The 20,374-nt window shown below is 68.4% G+C and carries 23 protein-coding genes; 17 read left to right on the forward strand and 6 right to left on the reverse strand.

Annotated elements, in window-relative coordinates; all coding sequences use genetic code 11:
- A partial coding sequence (locus Q7P21_RS03765; RefSeq protein ID WP_304175824.1) for a MotE family protein occupies positions 1-630 on the forward strand: 630 nt, incomplete at its 5' end.
- Positions 631-632: 2 nt separating this feature from the next.
- Complete coding sequence (locus tag Q7P21_RS03770) at positions 633-3,629, forward strand: tetratricopeptide repeat protein (RefSeq protein ID WP_304168501.1); 2,997 nt, start codon at positions 633-635, stop codon at positions 3,627-3,629.
- Between the two features lie 22 nt (positions 3,630-3,651).
- On the opposite strand, the gene fliP is transcribed toward Q7P21_RS03770, so the two are convergent.
- Both fliP and Q7P21_RS03780 read right to left on the reverse strand, forming a co-directional pair.
- Positions 3,652-4,452, reverse strand: a complete 801-nt coding sequence (gene fliP, locus Q7P21_RS03775) for a flagellar type III secretion system pore protein FliP (protein ID WP_304168498.1) — start codon at positions 4,450-4,452, stop codon at positions 3,652-3,654.
- A complete protein-coding gene (locus Q7P21_RS03780; protein ID WP_304168495.1) occupies positions 4,452-4,757 on the reverse strand; it encodes a flagellar biosynthetic protein FliO in 306 nt (101 codons plus the stop codon). The genes fliP and Q7P21_RS03780 overlap by 1 nt, the downstream gene beginning before the upstream one ends.
- Positions 4,758-4,858: 101 nt before the next feature.
- Here Q7P21_RS03780 and flgB point away from each other — a divergent pair, with 101 nt between their 5' ends.
- From flgB to Q7P21_RS03805, 5 genes are all read left to right on the forward strand, one after another.
- A complete protein-coding gene (gene flgB / locus Q7P21_RS03785) occupies positions 4,859-5,296 on the forward strand; it encodes a flagellar basal body rod protein FlgB (RefSeq protein ID WP_304168493.1) in 438 nt (145 codons plus the stop codon).
- A 14-nt stretch (positions 5,297-5,310) separates the two neighbouring features.
- Positions 5,311-5,730 carry a flagellar basal body rod protein FlgC gene (flgC, locus tag Q7P21_RS03790; protein WP_304175826.1) on the forward strand — a complete coding sequence of 140 codons (420 nt, stop codon included), beginning with the start codon at positions 5,311-5,313 and terminating at the stop codon, positions 5,728-5,730.
- A gap of 11 nt (positions 5,731-5,741) precedes the next feature.
- On the forward strand, positions 5,742-6,047 hold the full coding sequence (locus Q7P21_RS03795) for a flagellar hook-basal body complex protein FliE (RefSeq protein WP_304168486.1): 306 nt from the start codon (positions 5,742-5,744) through the stop codon (positions 6,045-6,047).
- Positions 6,048-6,346: 299 nt separating this feature from the next.
- Positions 6,347-6,709 (forward strand): hypothetical protein, encoded by a 363-nt coding sequence (locus Q7P21_RS03800; protein ID WP_304168483.1) that lies wholly within the window; start codon positions 6,347-6,349, stop codon positions 6,707-6,709.
- Complete coding sequence (locus Q7P21_RS03805) at positions 6,706-7,428, forward strand: hypothetical protein (RefSeq protein ID WP_304168480.1); 723 nt, start codon at positions 6,706-6,708, stop codon at positions 7,426-7,428. The genes Q7P21_RS03800 and Q7P21_RS03805 overlap by 4 nt, the downstream gene beginning before the upstream one ends.
- 78 nt (positions 7,429-7,506) lie before the next feature.
- On the opposite strand, the gene Q7P21_RS03810 is transcribed toward Q7P21_RS03805, so the two are convergent.
- From Q7P21_RS03810 to Q7P21_RS03820, 3 genes are all read right to left on the reverse strand, one after another.
- Positions 7,507-7,887 (reverse strand): hypothetical protein, encoded by a 381-nt coding sequence (locus Q7P21_RS03810; RefSeq protein WP_304168477.1) that lies wholly within the window; start codon positions 7,885-7,887, stop codon positions 7,507-7,509.
- 170 nt (positions 7,888-8,057) lie between these two features.
- The gene (locus tag Q7P21_RS03815; RefSeq protein WP_304168475.1) at positions 8,058-8,267 is read right to left on the reverse strand and encodes a cold-shock protein; all 210 of its coding nucleotides are present in this window, start codon (positions 8,265-8,267) and stop codon (positions 8,058-8,060) included.
- A 326-nt stretch (positions 8,268-8,593) separates the two neighbouring features.
- On the reverse strand, positions 8,594-8,836 hold the full coding sequence (locus Q7P21_RS03820; RefSeq protein ID WP_304168471.1) for a hypothetical protein: 243 nt from the start codon (positions 8,834-8,836) through the stop codon (positions 8,594-8,596).
- Positions 8,837-9,227: 391 nt separating this feature from the next.
- Here Q7P21_RS03820 and Q7P21_RS03825 point away from each other — a divergent pair, with 391 nt between their 5' ends.
- The 10 genes from Q7P21_RS03825 (at position 9,228) to Q7P21_RS03870 (ending at position 18,938) form a co-directional block, all read left to right on the forward strand.
- The gene (locus Q7P21_RS03825) at positions 9,228-9,437 is read left to right on the forward strand and encodes a cold-shock protein (protein ID WP_304168469.1); all 210 of its coding nucleotides are present in this window, start codon (positions 9,228-9,230) and stop codon (positions 9,435-9,437) included.
- Positions 9,438-9,553: 116 nt separating this feature from the next.
- Entirely contained in the window at positions 9,554-9,826 is a 273-nt protein-coding gene (locus Q7P21_RS03830; RefSeq protein ID WP_304168466.1) for a hypothetical protein, read from the forward strand.
- A 40-nt stretch (positions 9,827-9,866) separates the two neighbouring features.
- Positions 9,867-10,637, forward strand: coding sequence for an ABC transporter ATP-binding protein (locus tag Q7P21_RS03835; RefSeq protein ID WP_304168462.1), 771 nt, complete (start codon positions 9,867-9,869; stop codon positions 10,635-10,637).
- Positions 10,634-12,181 carry a glycine betaine ABC transporter substrate-binding protein gene (locus tag Q7P21_RS03840; RefSeq protein WP_304168968.1) on the forward strand — a complete coding sequence of 516 codons (1,548 nt, stop codon included), beginning with the start codon at positions 10,634-10,636 and terminating at the stop codon, positions 12,179-12,181. The genes Q7P21_RS03835 and Q7P21_RS03840 overlap by 4 nt, the downstream gene beginning before the upstream one ends.
- A 63-nt stretch (positions 12,182-12,244) precedes the next feature.
- Positions 12,245-12,508, forward strand: a complete 264-nt coding sequence (gene fliQ / locus Q7P21_RS03845) for a flagellar biosynthesis protein FliQ (protein WP_242563343.1) — start codon at positions 12,245-12,247, stop codon at positions 12,506-12,508.
- 4 nt (positions 12,509-12,512) lie between these two features.
- Positions 12,513-13,271 carry a flagellar biosynthetic protein FliR gene (gene fliR, locus Q7P21_RS03850; protein WP_304168965.1) on the forward strand — a complete coding sequence of 253 codons (759 nt, stop codon included), beginning with the start codon at positions 12,513-12,515 and terminating at the stop codon, positions 13,269-13,271.
- 1 nt (position 13,272) lies between these two features.
- Positions 13,273-14,346: a flagellar biosynthesis protein FlhB gene (gene flhB / locus Q7P21_RS03855; protein WP_304175828.1), complete on the forward strand. Its 1,074-nt coding sequence runs from the start codon at positions 13,273-13,275 to the stop codon at positions 14,344-14,346.
- Positions 14,347-14,493: 147 nt separating this feature from the next.
- Positions 14,494-16,587: a cell cycle histidine kinase CckA gene (gene cckA, locus Q7P21_RS03860; RefSeq protein ID WP_304168961.1), complete on the forward strand. Its 2,094-nt coding sequence runs from the start codon at positions 14,494-14,496 to the stop codon at positions 16,585-16,587.
- A 182-nt stretch (positions 16,588-16,769) separates the two neighbouring features.
- Positions 16,770-16,949, forward strand: a complete 180-nt coding sequence (locus Q7P21_RS03865; RefSeq protein ID WP_304168959.1) for a hypothetical protein — start codon at positions 16,770-16,772, stop codon at positions 16,947-16,949.
- 114 nt (positions 16,950-17,063) lie between these two features.
- The gene (locus tag Q7P21_RS03870) at positions 17,064-18,938 is read left to right on the forward strand and encodes a DEAD/DEAH box helicase (protein ID WP_304168957.1); all 1,875 of its coding nucleotides are present in this window, start codon (positions 17,064-17,066) and stop codon (positions 18,936-18,938) included.
- Here Q7P21_RS03870 and Q7P21_RS03875 read toward each other — a convergent pair.
- On the reverse strand, positions 18,935-20,218 hold the full coding sequence (locus tag Q7P21_RS03875) for a M20/M25/M40 family metallo-hydrolase (protein WP_304175830.1): 1,284 nt from the start codon (positions 20,216-20,218) through the stop codon (positions 18,935-18,937). The two genes, Q7P21_RS03870 and Q7P21_RS03875, sit on opposite strands and share 4 nt — an antisense overlap.
- Between the last annotated feature and the right edge of the window lie 156 nt (positions 20,219-20,374).

The following is a 20,374-nucleotide window of genomic DNA, read 5'->3' on the forward strand; positions in this document are numbered from 1 at the left end:
GCCAAGGACGCTTCGGCCCTGCCGCCGGGCGGCGCCGTCGCCGCCGCGCCACCGGTTGCGGCCTGCGCCCCCACCGCCGCCGAACTGGCCAAGGAGGCCGGTCTCTCGCCGGCCGAATTGCAAATGCTGCAGAACCTGGGCGCCCGTCGCGGCCAGCTCGATCAGCGCGAGAACGACCTCGACACCCAGCTGGCCCTGATGGCCGCCGCCGAGGCCAAGCTCGACGCCAAGGTCCAGGCCCTGACCGGTCTGAAGTCCGACATCCAGGGCCTGATGGGCCAGGCCGACAGCCAGAAGCAGGCCGAGGTCGATCGCATGGTCAAGGTGTTCGAGGGCATGAAGCCCAAGGACGCCGCCCCCCGCCTGGTGGTGCTGGCCGACTCTGTCCGCCTGCCGATCGCCGCCAAGATGAAGGAGCGGGCGCTGTCCGCCGTCCTGGCCCAGATGTCGCCCAACGACGCCAAGACCCTCACCGAGGCCCTGGCCGATCGCTTCGCCAAGGCCCAGGGCCTGGCCACCGGCGCCACGGCCAAGGCTGACGCCGCCGCAGCCGCCACGAAAACCCCACCCGTGGCCGGCAAGCAGGCCGCCGCGCCCGCCGCCGCGCCAGGCGGCAAGCCCAAGGCCTAGGCATGAGCCTGCGTCGGGCCCTCCACTCCAGCGTCGCGGCGCTCTGCATCGCCGGTGTGGCCGCGCCGGCGGGCCTCGCCGCGCCTGTGGCCCAGACGGCGCCGCGCGGCGCGCTCGACGTGCATGTGGGCGAGGCCAAGGACTTCACCCGGCTAGAGCTGCACTGGGCCGGCGGCGCCCAGGCCGTCACCCGCCGCGACGGCCAGACCGTCAGCCTCAAGTTCAACCGCGACGCCAATCCCGACATCGCCCGGCTGAAGTACAGCCCGCCGCACTGGCTGAAGGGCGCCGAGGCCCGCCACGACGGCGGCCGGCTTGAGCTGATCCTGACCCTGACCGACGACGCCGACGTCAAGATGGGCTCGGCCGACGGCGCAACCTACGTCAATCTGTTCCAGCGGGTCGATCCGCCGCCCACGGCCCTGGCCGCCAATGACCCGGCCGCGGCGCCCGCCGACGCCGTGGTCGCCCCGCCGCCGATCGAGCCCGAGCCCGAGCGCCCCAATCCGGTCCCGGCCGGTGGCGTGGTCCACATGGGCGCGGCCATGTCCAACGGCCAGGTCATGCTGACCTTCCCCTGGGCCAATCCCAATGGCGCGGCCGTGTTCCGGCGCGGCGCGGCGGTCTGGGTGGTGTTCGACGCCGCCGCCATCATCGACGTCGCCCACGCCCCGCGCGGTCTGAAGCAGTTCTCCACGATCCAGGCGATCAAGGGCGAGGACTATTCGGCGATCCGCATCGCCTCGCCGGTCGGCACCCCGATCTTCGCCTCGTCCCAGGGCGGAACCTGGACCATAGCGCTCGGCAATGGCCCCCAGGGCCAGGCCGCCCCGATCCGCATCGGCCGCGACGACGTCGGCGGCCCCGCCGCTCTGAAGGCCGAGGTCGCCGGCACCACCCGCTCGGTCCGTGTGGTCGATCCGGTGGTCGGCGACACCCTGTCCGTCGTCACCGCCTTGGGCCCGTCCAAGGGCGTGCAGATGCGCCGCGAATACGTCCAGATGGCCGTGCTGCCCTCCGCCCAGGGCCTGGCCATGGAGGCCTATGTCGAGGACCTGAACGTCCAGCGCGACGGCGACCTCGTCCATATCGGGCGGCCTCAGGGTCTGGCCCTGTCGCCGGTCTCGGCCCAGGTCCAGCGGGTCGAGGCCCAGCTCGGGGCGCCCCAGCCGGCAAGCATGCCGGGCCTGATCGACGACGTGAACTGGCCCAAGACCGGGGAGGGCGGCTTCCTCGCCCGCTACAACGCCCTGCTCCAGGCCGCCTCGGACGAGGCGCTCAAGGGCAAGGACGCGCCGGTCGCCCAGCGCATGGCCTTCGCCCGCTTCCTGGTCGGTTCGCAGCTGTCCTTCGAGGCCATAGGCTTCCTCAACGACACCGCCCGCGCCAATCCCGACATGCTGGACAACCCGGAATTCCGCGGCCTGCGCGGGATGGCCCGGGTCATGGCCCGGCGCTACAAGGAGGCCCAGGCCGACTTTGCGGCGCCGGCCCTGTCGGACGATCCCTCCATCTCCCTGTGGCGTGCCTATACCGCCGCCCAGCTGGCCGAATGGCCCGAGGCGCGCAGCCAATTCCTGGCGGGCAGCGAGGCCTTCGGCCTGTTCAACTCCACCTGGAAGACCCGCTTCGCCCGCGCCGACGCCCAGGCCGCCCTGGCGCTCGGCGACATCGACGGCGCCAACCGCTCCATCCGCCTGGCGCTCGAGGATCGTCCGGAGCCCCTGGAGGAGCTCGCAACCCGCCTGGTCGAGGCCAAGGTCATCGAGGCCCAGGGCCAGCCCCAGCGCGCGCTTGGCGTCTATAAGGCGATCATGCGGGCGCCGACCGAGGCCCTGACCGCGCCCGCCACCCTGCGCGCCACCCAGATCCAGCTGCAGCTCGGCCAGATCTCCCCGACCGACGCGGCCAATGTCTTCGCCGGCCTGCGCTATCGCTGGCGCGGCGACGCCACCGAGCTCGAGACCATCCGCGCTCTCGGCCAGCTCTATCTCAGCCAGGGTCGTTACCGCGAAGCCCTGGAGGCTTTCCGCTCCGCGCCCCAGGGCCGGTCGGACGCGCCGGAGCTGATCCAGATCCAGGCCGACCTCAACAACGCCTTCCGGGCCCTGTTCCTCGACGGCGCCGCCGACGGCCTGGAGCCGGTCCAGGCGCTCGCCCTGTTCTACGACTTCCAGGACCTGACCCCGCTGGGCGCCGACGGCGACCTGATGGTCCGCAAGCTGGTCCGCCGGCTGGTCGATGTCGACCTGCTGGACCAGGCCGCGACCCTGCTGAAATACCAGGTCGACAATCGCCTGGACGGCGTGCCCCAGGCCCAGGTCGCCACCGACCTGGCGGTGATCTATCTGATGAACCGCAAGCCCGAGCAGGCGCTGCAGGCGATCAATGATTCCCGCACCACCATCCTGCCGGCCGCTCTCAATGGCGAGCGCCGGCTGATCGAGGCCCGCGCCCTGATGGGGCTGGGCCGGCTCGACGCCGCCGAGGAGACCATCGAGCGGGATACGTCCAAGGACGGCCAGGACCTGCGCACCGAGATCGCCTGGAAGCGCAAGGACTGGCCCACCGCCGGCGCCATGTTCGAGAAGTCGCTCGGCGATCGCTTCAAGTCGCCGACGGCCCTGGCCAGCGACGAGGAGGGCAAGCTGCTACGCGCCGGAGTGGCCTACAGCCTGGCCGGCGACGACGCCTCGCTCACGAGGCTCTATTCCCGCTATCAGGGCTTCATCGCCCAGGCGCACAATCCCGACGCGCTGCAGGTGGCGCTGTCGGGCATCTCCAACGGCCAGCTCAGCGTCGCCGACTTCGGCCGGGTGACCGCCGACAATGAGAGCTTCGCCGGCTGGGTCGGCAAGATGAAGGCCCGCTTCAAGGAACGGCCCGCGCCGCTCGGCCCGCCGACCCGCCAGGTCGCCGCCGCGCCTGCGCCCGCGCCAATCCCGGTTCCCGCCAAGACCGCCCAGGCCGCCCCCGCCCGCAAGGCGGCGAAGGGGTAGGCGCCCAGGCCTGGCGGGCTCGCTACCCCCCGGCGCCGTGGTGGAAGCTCTCCACCAGACTCCCGGCCACCAGTCGCCAGCCGTCGACCAGTACGAAGAAGATCAGCTTGAAGGGCAGGGACACCACCACCGGCGGCAGCATCATCATGCCCATGCTCATCAGCACGCTAGCCACCACGAGGTCGATGACCAGGAAGGGAATGAACAGCAGGAAGCCGATCTCGAACGACCGCTTCAGCTCCGAGATCATGAAGGCCGGGGTCACCACCCTAAGCGGGATGTCGGTCATCGCCTTGGGCCGTTCGATCTTCGACAGCCGCACGAACAGGGACAGGTCCTCGCGGTCCACCTGGGCCAGCATGAAGGTCTTCAAGGGGCCGCCGGCCGCGTCGAACGCCTGGGGCAGCTCGATCTGCTGGTCCAGCAGCGGCTTGATCCCCTCGTCATAGGAGTGCTGCAGGGTCGGGCCCATGACGATGGCGGTGAGGAACAGCGCCAGGCTGATGATCACCGAATTGGGCGGGCTCTGCTGCAGGCCCAGCGCCGTGCGCAACAGGGACAGGACCACCACGATCCGCACGAAGGAGGTGGTCATGATCACGATCGAGGGCGCCAGGGACAGCACGGTGAGCAGGCCCATCAGCTGGACCACCCGCTCGGTCAGGCCGGCGCCGGTGCCCAGATTGATGTTCACGGCCTGGGCGAGCGCATGGCCGGGGATCAACAGGCCGGCGAAGGTCGCCACCAGGGAATAGCCCAGCGCCTTGCGCCAGTCCTCGGCCCTCAGGTTCGCCAGCCCCAGGGCGGTGATCAGCTTGCGCATCAGGAAGCGTCCTTCGGTTTCACGGCGCGGGGTTTGGCGGCGGCGGGTCGCGCAGGCGGCGGCAGCACCTGGCCCTCGCCCAGCAGCAGCAGCCGCTCCTCCCCGTCGCAGGCGACCAGCACCAGCCGGCGCGCAGGATCCAGCACCAGGGTCTCGAGCACCGCCAGGCGGCGTTCGCGGCGCGGGCCGGACAGGCGGGCGATGGTCTCCGGCCCCCAACGGCGCAGGGCGACGGCGGCCAGGCCGATCAGGCCCATGGTCACGGCGAGCGCGAAGACCGCGCGGGCGAAATCAGCGAAATGCATCGCGGGGTACGGAAGGCTCCCGGCCGGAAATCCTGGCCGTCTCCCGTGTGCCCCAAGGGTCTTAAGGAGCGATTAACCCTATTTCTTCACCATGTTCGTTCATGGATATCACCGACATTCCGCTGTTCGCGATGCTGCGGGGCCGCCTCGGATATCTCTCCGAGCGACAGAAGGTCATCGCCCAGAACGTCGCCAATTCCGACACCCCCGGCTACACGCCCAGCGACCTGAAGCCCTTCAGCTTCGAGGCCCAGCTGCGCGCCCAGGCCCAGTCGGGAACCATGCAGGCCGGTGTCATGGCCATGACCCAGCCAGGCCATATGCTGCCCGCTTCGCAACGCAACCGCTCCGCCGCCGGCTCCGGGGTCAAGCTGACCAAGTCCGCCGATTCCGAAACCACGCTCGACGGCAATTCCGTCGTGCTGGAGGAGGAGATGATGAAGATGACCGATGCGCGCATGAACTACGACGCCGCCGTCAGCTTCTACCAGAAGTCCCTGAACCTGCTGCGCACCGCGGCCAAGGCGCCGGGCCGTTGAGAAGGGCGTTCTAGATGGCTGAGATCCGCAGCATGGGCAGCCAGGCCCAGGCGATCGCCTCGTCCGCCCTGCGCGCCCAACAGGCGCGGATGCGGGTCATCGCCGAGAACCTGGCCAACGCCAATTCCACCTCCAAGACCGCCGGCGGCGATCCCTATCGTCGGCAGGTGCCGGTGTTCGAGCCGACCAGGGTCGATGGCGGCCAGGGCGTGCGTCTCTCCAAGATCGCCCCCGACACCTCGGAGTTCAAATCCGAGTACGAGCCCGGCAATCCGTCCGCCAACGCCCAGGGCTATGTGAAGATGCCCAATGTCGATCCGCTGATCGAAGCCCTCGACATGAAAGAGGCCCAGCGGGCCTACGAGGCCAACCTCAACGTCATCGAGACGGCGCGCGCCATGGACATGCGCACCCTCGATCTCCTGAAGAAATAGGGGCCTAGGCCATGATCACCGCGCTCGCCGCCGCCAAGGCCTATGCTGCTTCCCAGAACCACGGGATCACCGCGCCGGGCGCCGGCGCCGAGGGCGGCGGCCTCGACTTCGGGGCCATGGTCAAGAACGCCATGTCCGACGCCGTGCACGCGTCGAAGAACGCCGAGACCCAGATGGTCCGCCAGACCCAAGGCAAGGCCGAACTGATCGACGTCGCCACCGCCATCTCGGCCGCCGAGACCAGCCTGGAAACCGTCATGGCCGTCCGCGACCAGGTGATCAGCGCCTACCAGGAAATCATGCGGATGCCGATCTAGTGTCCCGATTCCAAAATTCGCCTGCGCTTAAGGCGAGCTCGAACGAATTTTGGACTCGATAAGCACACTAGAGATTCTTTGATTCTCGTGTGTTTTTTGGATCTGAAGTTCGCTCCGACGACGATCCCACGCGCAGGCGAACTTCAGATCCAGCACACTAGGGGCTCACCCCTGTGTCTGCGTATCGCCGCGCAGGCGGGGACCCGACGTGTTCCCGCACGCCCCACGCCAGGCTTGGCCCCATTGCGCCCCCAAGTTGAACCTGCCACGCTGACGGTTCGCATCCAGGACGCCTCGCCATGTCACCGGCCCTGTCCGTCGCCTTGCTGACCGTCACCTACACCTTCCTGCTGAAGGTGATCTGCTTCGTCATCGGCTACGCCGTCGTGCGGATCGGCGCGGACCTGTTGCGCGAAGGGGTGAAGGGCGATTTCAATTTCAGCGCCAATCTGACCGGGGCCAAGGCCGACCTGGTCAGCGCCTCGCCGGGGCTGTTGTTCCTGCTGCTGGGCATTGTTCTGGTCGGCTACGCCATGTGGCTGCCCAAGCCGGTGACCGCCACGGAGGGCCAGGCGAACCCCGTCGTGGCCGCCTCCACCGTCCCCGATGTGCCCCTGCCGGACGCCGCGCCGGCCCCGACACCGTCTCCCGCCAAGCCATGAATCGCCGGGCCGCCGCCCTGGTCGCCGCGCTCTGGGCCGTGGCGGCCCTCCCGGCCCAGGCCGAGCCTGATCTCGGCCCGGCGCTCGTCAAGGTTCGGGCCCAGGACTGGCCGGGGGCGCTGGTCCTATTGACCCCGATCACCGCGACCGGCTGCCCGGCACTGGCGCTCTATCTCAGCGGCTTCTCCTCGGCCAAGCTTGGCGACGCCCGTTCCACCCTCAAGGCTGAGGCCCGGGCGTTGGGCTGCGCGCCGCCTCTGGAGGCCGCCTATCGCGAGGGGGCTGGCAAGCTGATGACCTGGGCGGCGGAGACGCTGGCGGCCAAGCCGAGCTTCACGTTCGGCGGGACCATGAGCGTGGCGGGACGTTACGACTTCGCCGCCGCCGACCGCTTCGCCAGCCACGACCCTGGCGCGAACGGTCCGTCGCGTCGCGCGACGCCCCCGGCCGTCGCGGACTTGTTGAACCATCATCGGGCGGACTCCGGTCAGGACCGGAATCTGGTCCGCGAGGGCGCCCGGCAACTGCCTGGCCTGGAGCAGGCCTATGTCCGGGCCAGGAACTACAACGCCATGATGGTCGCCCAGTGCGCCGATCCCGATATGCCACAATCCTTGCGCTACGCCTGTCCGGACTGGCTCGCCAACGGGGTGGAGCCGCCGCAGACGCCGCAAGTCGCCCTGCCGGAGGCGGCGACCCCGGCGCCGCACGCGCCATGACCCTGGCCGAAGCGCCGATTCCCGCACCGCCGGAGGTCGCGGTCCCGCGCTAGATCTGGCGGTCCTGGCGATGGGGGGCTAGTTCGACCGCGAGGTTTCAGGCCTGTCGATAGACCCGGCCTGGACCAAGGCGCCCACCAGACCCGACAGGGCGCCCAGCCCGACCAGGGTCGCGATTTCCATGACGCCGGGCGCCAGGTCCTTGGCGCTTGGGGACACGGCCAACCGAAGGGTCGTGTCCATCATGTGGAAGGCGTCCAGGGCGCCGACCAGCAGCCCGGCCGCCAGCGCCGCGTATGAGATTTTCGACGCGAAAGGCAGGGAGGCGTTCGGGTTGGAGCGGCGCCCCAGGGCCGCTGCGGCGGACAGGACCGCCAATAGAAGCGACGCCAGCAGGAAGACAAAGACGACCTTCTGCGGCAGCGCCGCGTGCTCAAACACCATCAGCAACTGGCTCAATTCGACCTCCACCCAGGACCGGCAGGGTGGCACAACATATTACGCATGTAAACGAGACTGAGAGGCCCTGGAATCCGGTCGGCGAGCGCAGCGCGCACGAAAAAGACGGCCGGCGCGGACGCCGACCGTCTGATCTGTTCGTTCCGTCGGCGGACCGACGGGAGCGAGCCTTAGGCGGCTTGCAGATTGCCAGCCGACATCTTGCCGGAGCGCTGATCGCGTTCCAGCTCGTAGCCGACCTTTTGGCCTTCGTTCAGCGAGCCGAGGCTCGAACGTTCGACGGCCGAGATGTGGACGAACACGTCCGCGCCGCCGTCGTCAGGTTGAATGAAGCCGAAGCCCTTGGTGGAGTTGAACCACTTAACCGTGCCAGTAGACATGTAGATCACCCTTTGAGGTGTAGGTTCGTGCGACCCAGATGAGACGAACGATCAAATTGTCGGAGAGGATTGTCGTGGGCTCGGACTCGATCCGAAGAACAAGCGTGGAGAGCAACCGAAGCCAAAGCGATATTCGATGATCCAGGGTGGCACGTCGCGCATTCGATATCCAGCTAAATCTTTGGAATTCGAATATGCGCTTCCGCCCGGGCCGTTCGAACGAACGCCCTCGCGTCGCCGCGCGGATGTGAACCCGGGCGGTGTCTCGATGCGAAGGCGTTCTTGAATCTGTTGATCGACCCGTAGCGGGGTCTGCCAAACCCGGCCTATTCGGCGGGGCTGGGCTCCAGGCAACTGACAGCGCCCTTCAGGACGCGGACGCCCAGGAAGCGCATCTCGCCATTGGCGAAGCTGATGTCGGTGACCGGGATTTCCGGGTCGCGCTTGAGGGCGGAATCGTCGCGCGGCGTCAGGCGGACGACGAAGGCTTCCAGATTGACGCCCTCGGCGCGGGCGGCTTCGATTTCCTTGCGCAGGCTGATGATGGCCTGCCGGGCGGTCTTGGGCATGGGGTTTGCGCGCATCGGCAAACCTTGCGCCCATTCCCCCCTGATGAACAGCCCCGGTCCGGCGCAGCTTCGGTATTTTCGAGGGGTGGGCCGCGTATTTTGTCTCGTGCGGCTTGGAAAATCCGAATTTCACGGTCGAAGCCGCTCGCAGCCTTGGCGAGCCTGGTGATGTCTGCCCGCGCCGCGATCTGACCTGGCGGAATTTAAATCCACGCGCCTTCGACAGATTTCTGGCGGCGGTTGCGGAATAGACCTATGACGCCTTCGTCGATATCTGCTGCGCAACGCTCTAAAGGCCGTCCCCCCGCGTGGCGAATCTTGGACGCCGACCCTTCCAGACTCGATGGCCCGCCGGAATCTTCCGACGGCCCCACGCGACACGGAGGCTGTCATGGCGACCGGAACAGTGAAATGGTTCAACCCCACCAAGGGCTTTGGCTTCATCCAGCCCGATGATGGCGGCAAGGACGTGTTCGTCCATATCTCCGCTCTGGAGCGTTCGGATCTGAACGCCCTCAATGAAGGCCAGCAGGTCGGCTTCGACCTGGAGCGCGACTCGCGCTCGGGCAAGGAAAATGCGGTCAATCTGAAGTCGGTCTGACCGGCTGCGCGTTACCACAGGACTGGCGCGTCATGCGCCGGTCCTGTTCCGCGCGGCCAGAAGCCGCGCACCTGCCAGAAAGAAGTCTCATGGCCATAGCCGACATGATCCCGGGAATGGACGATTCTGAGCTCGCCAATCTGCGCCAGAACGCCCAGCGGCTGACCGCCTCGGCTGTGGCCCGCCAGCAGGAGCAGGCCGTCGCCCTCCTGCCGCTGATCGACGCCGAACTCGCCCAGCGCGCCGCCGCCAAGCCTGCCCCCAAGGCCGCTGCGCCGAAGTCCCGCAAGGCCAAGGTTCAGGCCGCCGCCGCCGCCGCTTCCGCCGAGCTGGAAGCCGACGAGGCCGACGAAGAACCCGCCAACGACGACGACCCGACCGAACTCTAAGGCCGCGCGCGTCCGCAAAACCCGTGCTAGCAATTTCCTCATGGGCGCCGCCAAGATCGAACTCCTTGAGGTCCGCAAGACCTATGGCGGTCACGTCGCGCTAGGCGGCGTGACCCTGTCGATCGCGGCCGGGACCTTCGTGGCCCTGGTCGGGGCCTCGGGGTCCGGCAAGACCACCCTGCTCAAGGCCATCAATGGCCTGGCCGTCCTCGACGCCGGTCAGGTGCGGATCGATGGTGAGGACGCGGCGGGGGTCGCCCCCCACATCCTGCGCCGCCGCATCGGCTATGTGTTTCAGGAGGTGGGCCTCTTCCCGCACCTGACCGTGGCTGAGAACATCGCCATCACGCCCAAGCTGCTGGGCTGGGATCCGGCGCGGATCGCGGCCCGGGTGGACGCGCTCCTGGACCTCATCGCCCTGCCGCGCGAGGTCGCGGGCCGCGCCCCCGCCGCCCTCTCGGGCGGTCAACGCCAGAGGGTGGGGGTGGCCCGCGCCCTGGCCGCCGAGCCGGCGGTCATGCTGATGGACGAGCCGTTCGGCGCCCTCGACCCGATCACCCGCGACGCGCTTGGGACCGATGTCCGCGCCCTGCATGAACGGCTCGGCCTGACCACGGTGATGGTCACCCATGACATGGCCGAGGCCGTGCTGCTGGCTGACCGCATCCTGGTGATCGACGACGGCGTGATCCTGGCCGACGGTCCGCCCCAGATCCTGGCGGCGTCCGCCGATCCCAAGGTCCGCGCCCTGATGGACGCCCCGCGCCGCCAGGCCGTCCGGCTGGCCGAACGCCTGGGGCTTGGCGCATGAGCCCGGCCATCGCCGCCGCCTGGGCGCTGTTGCCCGACTATCTTGGATGGCACGTGCTGCTCAGCGCCAGCGCGCTGGTGCTCGGGGTGGCGATCAGCCTGCCGCTCGCCGTCGCCGCCAGCCGCAGCCCCCGGCTGCGTTGGCCCGTCCTGGCCTTTGCCGGCCTGATCCAGACCATTCCCAGCCTGGCTCTGCTGGCCCTGTTCTATCCGCTGCTGCTGGGGCTCTCGGCCCTGGTCAAGTCTTTGTCCGGCCATGGATTTTCGGCGCTGGGCTTCCTGCCCTCGCTGCTGGCGCTCACCCTCTATTCCATGCTGCCCATGCTGCGGACCGCGACGGCGGGAATCCTCGGCGTCGACCCGGCCGTGCGCGAGGCCGCCGACGGGGTCGGCATGACGCCTGCGCAGCGGCTGTTCCAGGTCGAGCTTCCGCTGGCCATGCCGGTGATCATGGCCGGGGTGCGCACCGCCGCCGTCTGGACCATCGGCGCCGCGACCCTGTCGACCCCGGTCGGTCAGACCAGTCTGGGCAACTACATCTTCGCCGGACTGCAGACCGAGAACTGGGTGTCGGTGCTGTTCGGCTGCGCCGCCTCGGCGGTCCTGGCCCTGGTCGTCGATCAGCTCTTGGGCCTTGTGGAATCAGGATTTTCTCGCCGGGATGGTCGGCTGATCTGGGGTGGCGCAGCGGCCCTGGTCGTGGCTTGCGTGGTCGCGGTGATCCCGGTCGTCCATGTTGACGCCAAAGCCAGCTACGTCGTCGGGGCCAAGAACTTTTCCGAGCAATATATCCTGGCCGAACTGATGGCCGATCGCCTGGAGCGAACGGGCGCCAAGGTCTCCCGCAAGGAGGACCTGGGTTCGGCGGTGGCCTATCGGGCTTTGGCGGCTGGCGAACTCGATGTCTATGTCGACTATTCCGGGACGCTCTGGGCCAATGTGCTGAACCGGCAGGACAATCCGGGCCGCGCGGCGGTGCTGGCCGGCCTGACCACGGAGCTGAAGCGTCGCGATGGCGTGATCGTCCTGGGCTCGCTCGGCTTCGAGAACGCCTATGCCTTCGCGATGCGGACCGACCGGGCCCAGGCCCTGGGCGTCACCAGCCTCGCCGACCTCGCCCGGGCCGCGCCCAGCCTGACCCTGGGCTCGGATCTGGAGTTCCTGTCCCGGCCGGAATGGAAGGCGGTCGACACGGCCTACGGTTTCCACTTCAAGGCCCAGCGGTCCTTCCAGCCGACCTTCATGTACCGGGCGCTGTCCGGCGGCGAGGCAGATGTGATCTCAGCCTTCTCCTCGGACGGCCGGATCGCCGCCGACCATCTGACGGTGCTGACCGACCCCAAGGGCGCCCTGCCGCCCTATGACGCGGTGATCCTGATCTCTCCCAGGCGGGCCGGAGACCGCCGGCTGATCGCGGCCCTGCGGCCGCTGGTGGGAGCGGTGGATGTCGCGGCCATGCGGTCGGCCAATTACAGCGTCGATCGCGACCAGGACAAGCTGACCCCGGCGGAGGCCGCGCGCGCCCTGGAAAAGGCCCTGCGTTAGGCTTCGTTAACCATGTCCGGGCATGGTCCGCCGGTAAGGTTAACGCTTATCCGAGAGGCCTCCATGAACGGCGCCGAGGTGCTGGACGTCGGTCGCGACGCCATCTGGCTCACCATCCAACTTTCGGCCCCCGTGCTGATCGTCGGCCTGGTCGTGGGCGTAGCCATCGGCCTGATGCAGGCCCTGACCCAAATTCAGGAAGCCACCCTGGTCTTCGCCCCGAAGATCGTGGCGGTGTTCATTTCCCTGCTGTTTTTCCTGCCGCTGATGGGCGCCCTGATGAACAGCTTCATGCAGCATATCGCCGCCCGCATCGCGGCCATGTAGGGCCGTGGAGTCCTACGCCACAGCCCAGCAGATCTACGCCGGCGGCCTGATCTTCGCCCGGCTCGCGGCCCTGATCATGCTGATCCCAGGGCTGGGGGATCAAGTGGTGCCAGCCCGCATCCGCATGGCCTTCGCCTTCCTGCTGACCTTGATGCTGGTTCCGGTGGTCTCGCCGGTCCTGCCGGTCATACCCGGCACGGTCAGCGGACTGGCGGGCGCGATGATCGGCGAGATCCTGATCGGCCTGATGATCGGCACCATCCTGCGGCTGTTCATGACGGCTCTGGCCGTGGCCGGCGAGATCGTCTCGATCCAGACCACCCTGTCCTTCGCCCAGACCGCCGCGCCCGGCATCACCCAGAACTCCGCGACGCTGGGCACCTTTCTCAGCCTGATCGGCACGGTGCTGATCATGACCACCGACCTGCACCACCTGTTCCTGGCCGGGATCGTGAAGTCCTACAGCCTGTTCCCCTTCGGCCACGCCGTGCCGGTGGCCGACGCGGGTGAGCTGGCGGTTCGCACCGTCTCCGGCGCGTTCAAGATGGGGGTCCAGCTATCGGCTCCGGTGGCGGTGTTCGCCCTGGTGTTCAACGTGGCCACCGGCCTGGTCGGGCGGGTCATGCCGCAGTTTCAGGTGTTCTTCGTCGCCTCTCCCCTGATCGTCCTGTTCGGCCTGTCGATCTTCGCCCTCAGCCTGGGTACGGTCGGCATGGTCTGGGTCGACGGGTATCGCAACCTGCTCGGCGTCTTCGGGGGCTGATTTGGCGGACGATCCCGAAGACAAAACAGAAGAACCATCGGCGCGAAAACTCGCCGACGCCCGGGCCAAGGGCGACGTGCCCAAGACCCCGGACCTGCCGCAGTTGTCCTCGTTCATGGCCGCGGCGGCGGTGATCGCCGTGTCGGGGGGCGCGATGAGCCGCAACATGGCGGTCGCGCTGAAGCCCTTCCTTGAGCATCCCGAGGCCTTCTCGGTCGGCGGCGGCGGTGGGGTGCAGGTGGCCCATCAGGCGCTGATGGCGGCGGTTCCGATGCTGGCGGCGGTGCTGGCCGCCTCGGTGATCGCCGGCGTCGTGGGCAATGTCGCCCAGACCGGCTTGCTGTGGACGCCGGGCAAGCTGGCGCCCAGCTTCGACAAGCTGTCGCCGATGTCGGGCCTGAAGCGGCTCTTCGGTCTCGACTCGATGATGCAGTTCGCCAAGTCGATCGTGAAGGTCATGCTGGTGGCCTGGATCGCCTGGCTGGTGATGAAGCCCCACATGCGCGACATGCCGGGTCTGGCGGCGATGGATCCGATGGCGATCCTGCCCTACCTCTGCGACATCCTGCGCCGGCTGGTGTTCTCGATCGGCGGCTTCCTGCTGGTGATCGCCGGCTTTGACTGGTTCTGGCAGCGCCAGCGGTTCATGGCCCGCCACCGGATGAGCAAGGAAGAGCTCAAGGACGACTACAAGCAGACCGAGGGCGATCCCCACGTCAAAGCCAAGCAGAAGCAGATCCGCATCCAGCGCTCGCGCCGGCGGATGATGGCGGCGGTGCCGACCGCCACCGTGGTGGTCATGAACCCGACCCACTACGCCGTGGCGCTGAAGTACGAGGCCGGGGAGGGCGGGGCGCCGATCTGCGTCGCCAAGGGCCTGGACTCGCTGGCGCTGAAGATTCGCGCCGTGGCCGAGGAGGCCGGGGTGCCGGTGATCGAGGACCCGCCGCTGGCGCGCTCGCTCTACGCCGCGGTCGAGGTCGATGAGTTCATCCCGCCGAAACACTATGAGGCGGTGGCCAAGATCATCGGCTTCATCATGAACGGCGCGGGCCTCACGGCGGACGCCGCATGAGCCCCGCAGCAACCCCTTTTCGCGCCAGGAAAATCACAATCCTGGCGGGTGCGTCGCCGCTCGGCGAAAAACCCTTCCGAGTCTATGCTGATGAGTGATTCGAACGAGGCTCCGGCCTCCTCCCAAGACCCACGGCTGGGATACCCCATGGCCGAGCTTCAACACCGCACCGACGCCCGAGACACAGGGAAGCGTCGTTTTGATCCGCTGACCGCGGCTGCGGTGGTGTTTTTCATCATGGCTGTGATGTTCGCCGGCGCGCCGGCGCTCAATGCCGGCCCCGCGACCCTGGCCGGACTGCTGCTGCTGATCGGCCTGGCGGGCGTCGCCTGCCTGGGGCTGTTCGTGCTGCGTTCCTCGACGGAGCCCCATGCGGACCATGAGCCCGGCGCCGACACCCTGATCGACGCCCTGTCGGAGCCGGCGGCCATCGCCGCCGCCGACGGCCGCATTCAGGCCGCCAACGCCGGCTGGCGCGAGATCCTTGGCGCGGCGACCCGCCTGCCCAAGACCGGGGCCTCAGCCTCGAGCCTGTTCTCCGCCCTGACCACCGCCCGCCGCGACGGCTTCGGCCAGGCCTCGATCCGCGCCCAGGGCGCGGAGCATCAGGCCACGGTCGCCGCCCTGGGCGAGCGTCGCTATCTGGTGCGGCTGTCTGGTCCGCCCGCCGACCAGCTGGCCCTGCCGCGCGCCGCTGCTGAAGTTCTGAGCGCCTTCACGAGCGCCAAGCCGCCGCCGCCCAAGGTGCTGGACGCCTTCGCCGCCGCCTCGCCGTTCGGCGCGGCCCTGCTCGAAGGCGAGGACCCTTTCGAGTCCAAGATCCTCGAAGCCAATCCGACGCTTGCCGCCATGCCGGGCTTCGGCGGGCCGGGCTCGATGTTCGGCGAGCTGATCGAGCCGGCCTCGCGCGCCGACGCCAAGACCAAGTTGGACGAGGGCACCACCAATGGCGCGGCGCTGGAAGTGCGCCTGGCCCGCGATCCGACCAAGATCGCCCACCTCTATCTGTCCAAGAGCGACGGCCGCTGGGTCGCCTATCTGGTCGACGTCTCCGAGCAGAAGCAGATCGAGCTGCAGCTGGCCCAGAGCCAGAAGATGCAGGCCATCGGCCAGCTGGCCGGCGGCGTGGCCCACGACTTCAACAATCTGCTCACCGCCATCTTCATGCAGCTGGACGTGCTGGCCAGCCGCCACCCGGTGGGCGACCCCTCCTATGAGGGGCTGAACGAGATCCGCCAGACCTCGACCCGCGCCGCTGACCTGGTCCGCAAGCTGCTGGCCTTCTCCCGCAAACAGACCGTGCAGCGCGAAATCCTCGACCTGGGCGAGCTGATCAGCGAGTTCGAGGTGCTGCTGCGCCGCGTCCTGCATGAGGACGTGACGCTGGAGACCGAGTACGGCCGCAACCTGCCGCATGTGCGCGCCGACCGGGGGCAACTGGAGACGGCGGTCATGAACCTGGCGGTCAACGCCCGGGACGCGGCGCGTTCCTTCGGCGGGTCGCGGGTGAAGATCCGCACCGCCCGCGTCAGCGAGGCCGAGGCTCACGCCCTGGGCTATCCCACCGCCGTGGGCGAGCAGGCGCTGATCGAGGTGTCCGACGACGGCCCCGGCATCGCGCCCGAGGTCATGGACAAGATTTTCGACCCCTTCTTCACCACCAAGCCGGTGGGCGAGGGCACGGGCCTGGGCCTGGCCACCGTCTATGGCATCGTCAAGCAGTCGGACGGCTGGATTGCTGTGGCGTCCAAGCCCGGCGACGGCGCGGCCTTCCGCATCTTCTTGCCGGTCCACGTGCCCGCCATCGGCGCCGCGCCGGTTCCGGCGCCGGTCAAGCCGGTCCGTCCGCAGGCCCGCGATCTCTCTGGCGCCGGCCGCATCCTCTTCGTGGAAGACGAGGACGCCGTGCGCGGCGTCGCCGCCAAGCTGCTGCGCGCCCGGGGCTATGAGGTGATCGAGGCGGCCTCCGGCGAAGAGGCCCTGGAACTGGCCGAAGAGCATGCCGGCTCCATCGACCTGATGATCTCCGATGTGGTCATGCCGGGCATGCAGGGCCCCGACCTGCTCAAGGCCGCCCGGGTCTATCTGGGCGGCGCGCCCGTGATGTTCATCTCCGGCTATGCCGAAGCCGAGTTCTCCAACCTGCTGGAGGGCGAAGCCAATATCTCGTTCCTGCCCAAGCCGATCGATATCAAAACCCTGGCGGAGCGTGTGAAACAGGAGCTGCAAAAGGCGGCCTGATAACCTGCCCCAAAATGGGTGTACTCATTTTGGAGATACGTGTTATTGCGAAATATTCGCGAGCGTGAAATCTGGATAAACTACGACTTGCTGGTCTGGTCGAACGTTATGCCCGAGGTGGGTGGCCGACTTTAAGGCTGATTCATCCGGGAACACTTCCGGAGAACGTCGTGAAAACTGAAATGCAAGACGAAGCTATCGCCAAGCCAGAACGCTCGGTCGGCGAGCGCAAGATGGTCCGGATCACGCCGGAGCGAATCACCGGGGTCGTCATGGACGCCTATTCCCCCCACTGGGATCTGTTGCGGCGCGCGGTCGCCGGGATGATCCGCAGCGAGGATGGCGTCCGCCACAAGGCCTAGGCGTCGCTCGGCCGCAGGGCCGTCTGAGACATTAGGTCTTGCTCCTGGCGACACATGGGCCCATTAGGCGCCCCCGCGCTGTTTCTGTGTGTGTCGCGGGACGAAGGACATCCCATGCCATTTCCTGCCACCCATGCCGCCCTGGAGCGCGCGCTCGCCGCACAGGGTTACGCCGAGCCGACCCCGGTTCAGGCTGCGGTGCTGGCCCCTGAGGCCGCCGGCCGCGATCTGCTGGTCTCCGCCCAGACCGGCTCCGGCAAGACCGTCGCCTTCGGCCTGGCCTTCGGCCCGACCCTGCTTGAGAGCGCTGAACGCCTGACCAATCCCGGGGCGCCGCTCGCCCTGGTGATCGCGCCGACCCGCGAACTGGCCCTGCAGGTGAACGCCGAACTGACCTGGCTCTATAAGGACGCCGGCGCCGTGGTGGTGTCCTGCGTCGGCGGCATGGATCCGCGTCGCGAGCAGCGGGCCCTGGCCTCCGGTTGCCACATCGTGGTCGGCACCCCCGGCCGTCTGAAGGATCACCTCGAGCGGGGCAATCTGAATCCCAAGGCTCTGCGCGTCGTCGTGCTTGATGAAGCCGACGAGATGCTCGACATGGGCTTCCGCGAAGATCTCGAGGAGATCCTGGATTCCGCGCCCGAAGGCCGTCGGACCCTGCTGTTCTCGGCGACCATCGCCAAGGAAATCGCCGCGCTTGCTCGCCGCTATCAGCGCGACGCCCTGCGCATCGACACCATTCAGCGCAACGAACCGCATGGCGACATCGAATACCGCGCCATGCGCGTGGCCCCGAACGAGATCGAGCACGCGGTCGTCAACGTACTGCGCTTCTTCGAGGCCCCCGGCGCCCTGGTGTTCTGCAACACCCGCGAGGGCGTGCGGCACATGCATTCGGCCCTGCGCGAGCGTGGCTTCTCGGTCGTCGGCCTGTCCGGCGAACTGGGCCAGCGGGAGCGTTCAGACGCCCTGCAGGCGCTGCGCGACGGCCATGCCCGGGTCTGCGTCGCCACCGACGTGGCCGCCCGTGGCCTCGACCTGCCCGACCTTGGCCTGGTGATCCATGCCGATCTGCCGGTGAACAAGGCCGGACTGCTGCACCGCTCCGGCCGGACGGGCCGGGCCGGACGCAAGGGCATCTCGGTGCTGATCGTGCCCTATACCCGCCGTCGCAAGGCCGAGATGCTGCTGTCGTCGGGCAATATCGACGCCGAGTGGGGCGCCGCGCCGACCGCCGACGCGATCCGGGCCAAGGATCAGGTTCGCCTGTTGGAAGACCCGGTCCTGGCTGAGGCGCCGGCCGAGGAAGATCTGGCGCTGGCCGCCAAGGTGCTGGAGACCAAGAGCCCCGAGCATGTGGCCGCCGCCCTGATCCGGCTCTACCGCGCCCGCCTGCCGTCGCCGGAGGATCTCTTTGAGGATCCGCGCGACCGCGGCAGTTCCGCGAAGAGCGACCGCTGGAGCCCGGACCGCGCCGAGCGTGGCGAGCGTCCCGATCGCGGCGACCGCGGCGAGCGCGAGTTCGGCAAGCCTGACCGTCTGTCGCCGGACGACGTGGTCTGGTTCCGGGTCACGGTGGGTCGCAAGAACAACGCCGATCCCAAGTGGCTGATCCCGCTGATCTGCCGTCTGGGCCATGTGACCAAGCCGGACATCGGCGCGATCCGCATCTTCGACAACGAAACCAAGTTCGAGATCTCCAAGGGCGCGGAAGCCAAGTTCGCCCAGGCGATCAAGGCGACCGAAGGCGAGGACATCCGCATCGAGCCCTCGGCCCCGCCCGGGCCGCGCTCGTCCTCCGGCGGGGCTGCGCCCTTCGTCAAGAAGCCCTTCAACAAGAAGAAGCCGTCCAACGACGCCCGTCCGGATCGCGGCGACCGTCCGGAACGCTCCAGCCCGCCGTCGTCGCACGGCCCGCGCAAGGGTCCGCCCGGTCCCGGCAAGGGCGGCGGCAAGCCCTTCAAGGGCCCGCCGCGCCGCAAGGACTAGTCGACGCCGGCCGTGGCCAGCAGGGCGGCGAGGCCAACCTGCATGCCCTTGACGCTGGCGGCCTTCTCCACGTCGATCCATTCGTCCAGGGCGTGGGCGCGGCCGCCCGTGCCGCCGGAGCCGATGGTGACGGCGGGAATCCCCAGGCTCATCGGCACATTGGAATCGGTCGAGGACGCCTCATGCGTCGGCGTGAAGCCGGCGGCGGCCACGGCCGCCTGGGTCAGGCGGACGATGTCGGTGTTGGGATCGGTGCGGCCGGCGGGCCGCTCGCCGATCAGCTTGGCCTCATAGCTGACCTTGCCGAAGCGGGTGGACCGGGCCGCGTTCTCGCCGGCCACCGCCGCGTCGAGGATGGCCAACAGCTTGCCGTCCAGCTTGGCCAGTTGCTCCGCGCTCTCGGAGCGCATGTCGAAGTCCATGAACACCTCGTTGGGGATCGAGTTCACCGAGGTGCCGCCGCCGGTGACGCTGGCCGAATAGGTGGTCTTGGGGGTCTTGGGCGCATCGATGGCGTAGAGGTCGACCACGGACCGGGCCATCGCGGCCATGGGATTGACGATGCCGAAGCTGCCGTAGCTGTGGCCGCCGGGGCCCCGGAAGACCACGTGATAGCGCTTGGAGCCGACGCCCTGGTCGGTGATCCCCGCCGGGTCATAGCTGTCCATCGAGAAGAAGGCGCTGATCCGGCCCTTATAGACGCCCTTGTTGAACAGGTAGCGGACGCCGCGTAGGTCGCCGGGACCTTCCTCGCCGACATTGGCTACGAACAGCACGTCGGACTTGGTGCGGATCCTGGCGGCGTCGAGGGCGCGCATATAGGCCAGGACGACGGCGAGGGAGCGGGTGTCGTCGCCGATGCCAGGCGCCATCAGCCTGGTCCCCTCGCGACGGACCTTCACATCCGTGCCTTCTGGAAACACCGTATCCTGGTGAGCGGCCAGCACCACGAAGGGGCCCTTGCCCTTGGTGCGGGTCCCGGGGCGAACGCCGGTGACATTGCCCTCCGGGTCCATCTGCACATCGGTCAGGCCAGCGGCCTTCCACATGGCCAACAGGGCCTTGCCGCGCTCGGCCTCCTTGAAGGGCGGGGCCGGGATTTCGGTCAGGGTGATGATGTCGGCGACCGTGCGGTCGTGCTGGTCGGCGAGGGTCTGGACCGCTGTCTTGAAGGCCGGGCTGGCGACGATCTTCGCCACGGTCTGGTCAGGGCTCGGCGCTGCGCCTGCAGCGGAGGCGGTCAGGGTGATCGAAGCGATCAGGGCGGCGGCGAGGCGCATGGGGACTCCTGGGTGACTGCGCCTCTGATAGCCCAAAGTCCGCCCCGCGACGAATGCTCTCATCGGCCGCCCAATCCGGGTGACCTGTGCGAAATTGGAACCTGAAATTTACTTCCGGCCCTTAACCAAGACAGGCTGCGCGAGGCCTGCCCGCGC

Source organism: Phenylobacterium aquaticum, from assembly GCF_947378715.1.
Classification (GTDB): Bacteria; Pseudomonadota; Alphaproteobacteria; order Caulobacterales; family Caulobacteraceae; genus Phenylobacterium; species Phenylobacterium aquaticum_A.